Annotated in this window: 2 protein-coding genes and 1 pseudogene; 1 reads left to right on the top strand and 2 read right to left on the bottom strand. The window is 71.9% G+C overall.

What is annotated here, in order from left to right:
* Positions 1-125 precede the first annotated feature (125 nt).
* A complete protein-coding gene (locus C569_RS0129425) occupies positions 126-953 on the top strand; it encodes a PIG-L family deacetylase (RefSeq protein WP_018789272.1) in 828 nt (275 codons plus the stop codon).
* Between the two features lie 34 nt (positions 954-987).
* On the opposite strand, the gene C569_RS0129420 is transcribed toward C569_RS0129425, so the two are convergent.
* Both C569_RS0129420 and C569_RS31640 read right to left on the bottom strand, forming a co-directional pair.
* On the bottom strand, positions 988-2,127 hold the full coding sequence (locus C569_RS0129420) for a glutamate--cysteine ligase (RefSeq protein ID WP_051090564.1): 1,140 nt from the start codon (positions 2,125-2,127) through the stop codon (positions 988-990).
* 142 nt (positions 2,128-2,269) lie between these two features.
* A pseudogene (locus C569_RS31640) lies at positions 2,270-2,665 on the bottom strand (type I glutamate--ammonia ligase); the annotation flags it as partial.

The raw sequence follows: 2,665 nt of genomic DNA, 5'->3' as shown, positions 1-2,665 counted from the left end.
TCCCGCTGGCCGGGTTCGAGCATCAGTGGTGCAGCAGCGCGTGTCACGTCCGAAGTCTACTAAAACGGCTAGCTATTTGCGAGACAGAACACTAGTTCGTCGGCCGATGCTCGTATGGTGACGGGGTGACCGATCGTTCCCTGACCCTGATGGCGGTGCACGCGCACCCCGACGACGAGGCGACGAGCACCGGCGGCGTTCTGGCGCGCTACGCGGCCGAGGGCGTCACCACAGTGCTCGTGACATGCACCGACGGGGGGTGCGGCGACGGTCCCGGCGGGATCAAGCCGGGCGACCCCGGGCACGACCCGCAGGCGGTGGTCGAGATGCGCCGCGCCGAGCTGGCCGCCAGCTGCGAGGCGCTGAAGGTCACCCACGTGGAGACGCTCGGCTACGGCGACTCCGGGATGATGGGCTGGGCGACGAACGAGGCGCCCGGCGCGTTCTGGAACACGCCAGTGGCCGAGGCGGCCGACCGGCTGGCCGAGCTGATCCGGCGCTACCGCCCCGACGTGGTGGTGACCTACGACGAGAACGGCTTCTACGGCCACCCGGACCACATCCAGGCCCACCGGATCACCATGGCCGCTGTCGAGCAGACCGGCATCCCGGCCAAGGTCTACTGGACCACCGTGCCGCGCAGCGCGTTCCAGCAGTTCGGCACTGTCATGAAGGAGATCGGGGTGGAGTTCCCCGAGCCGGAGGCGACCGACGAGATGCCGGCGCTGGGCCTGCCGGACGACGAGATCACCACCTGGGTCGACACCCGCGCCTACGGCGGGCAGAAGTTCGCCTCGCTCGCCGCGCACGCCAGCCAGGCGGAGAACATCTTCTTCCTGCGTCTGGGGCAGGAGCGGTTCACCGAGCTGATGGGCATGGAGACGTTCGTGCGGGTGCGGGACACCACCGGCGCGGCCACGCCCGAGGACGACCTGTTCGCCGGGTTGCGTTGACCGGTAGCGGGCGCGGTCCGGGCCGGTCATCGACTCACGTCGACACGGTCTGTGCGGCCAGGTGATCGAGCACGGCGCGGACGTCCCCGCCGGTCCCGGCCATGATCCGTCGTTGCCGGGTGGCGCCGGTGCCGTAGCGGTGCACCCGGTCCAGCTCACGCCGGACCAGATCCAGGTCGCCGTGGCGGGTCAGCGCGGGCGTGACCGTGACGAACAGGTCGTCGATGAGGTCCCAGGCGGGCCGGGGCCGCCCGGTGCGCAGGTCGACCAGCTTGCCGTCGACGCCCTCGTGGGCGGCCCGCCAGTGTGCGGCGGCGACCAGGCAGTCCCGGATACGGGGTGCGGACACGCCCTCCCGGACGTCGTCGATCAGCGTGGCCACGAGCGCCCGGACCAGCCCGGCGACCAGCACCGTGTCGTCGACGGTGGGGCAGACGTCGCCGACCCGGACCTCCACCGTCGGGTACGACGCGGACGGGCGGGCGTACCAGTAGACCATCGCGGCGTCGAGCATGATCCCGGCGGTGATCAGGTCCGCCACCGTGGCGTCGTAGTCGGCGGCGGAGTCGAAGTGCGGCGTCGGCCCGATGCTCGGCCACCGTTCCAGCTGCATCGAACGCCAGCTCGCATGCCCGGTGTCCCGCCCGTCGTGCAGTGGTGAGTTCGCGGTGAGCGCCTGCACCACCGGCAGCCACTGGCGCAGGTGGTTGCAGACCTGCACGGCGAGTTCCCGACCGGGTACGCCGACGTGCACGTGGCAGCCGCAGACCGCCGGGTCGTGGGCGACCGGGCCGAACCGCCGGGACATGTCGTGGTAACGCTGCTCGTCGGGCACCGTGCGGTGGGCCTCGCAGACCGGGGTGGCGCCGACGGCGACCAGCCGCGCCCCGGCCGCGCCGGCCGCCCGGGCCGCCGCCCGCCGCAGCGTGACCAGCTGCTCCCGTAGCTCGCCGAGGTCCGGGCTGACCGGCGTCACCATCTCCACCATGCTGTGCCGGAACTCCTGCCGGCTCTGCTCGCGGGCGGTGCCGGACAGCGCGTCGCGTACCCGGTCGGCGACCGGCATGCTCTCGCCGGTGTCCGGGTCCAGCAGCAGGAACTCCTCCTCCACCCCGAGGGTCAGGACGGCGGGGATCTGCGGGGTGGTGGCGGTGGTGGTGGGCCGCGGCCTCACCGACGGCTCCACCGGCACGGAACGGTCGGCGGCTCGTCGTGAGGCGGGTTCATGTCTCGACGGTACGAGGGCGGAGGCCGGCCCGAGGCCGTTTCCGCCGACCACCGCCCCCGCGGGTGGCGGGGGCGGTGGCGGTGGCGGCTCAGCAGTCGAAGTAGAGCGCGAACTCGTGCGGCGTGGGCCGCAGGCGCACCGGGTCGACCTCGTTGGCGTTCTTCCAGTCGATCCAGGTGGAGATCAGGTCGGGCGTGAACACGCCGCCGTCGAGCAGGTAGTCGTGGTCGGCCTCCAGCGCCGCCAGCGCCTCGGTGAGGGAACCAGGCACCTGCTTGACGTCGCCCCACTCCTCCGGTGGGAGGTCGTAGAGGTCCTTGTCGATCGGGGCCGGCGGCTCGATCTTGTTCTTGATGCCGTCCAGGCCGGCCATCATCATGGCCGAGAAGGCCAGGTACGGGTTGCTGGACGGGTCCGGCACCCGGAACTCGACGCGCTTGGCCTTCGGGTTGCTGCCGGTGACCGGGATGCGGGTGCAGGCGGA

Source organism: Micromonospora sp. CNB394, from assembly GCF_000374985.1.
Lineage (GTDB): Bacteria > Actinomycetota > Actinomycetes > Mycobacteriales > Micromonosporaceae > Micromonospora > Micromonospora marina.
The sequence above is the reverse complement of the archived record's forward strand: the minus strand, read 5'-3'. Positions and strand labels throughout refer to the sequence as shown.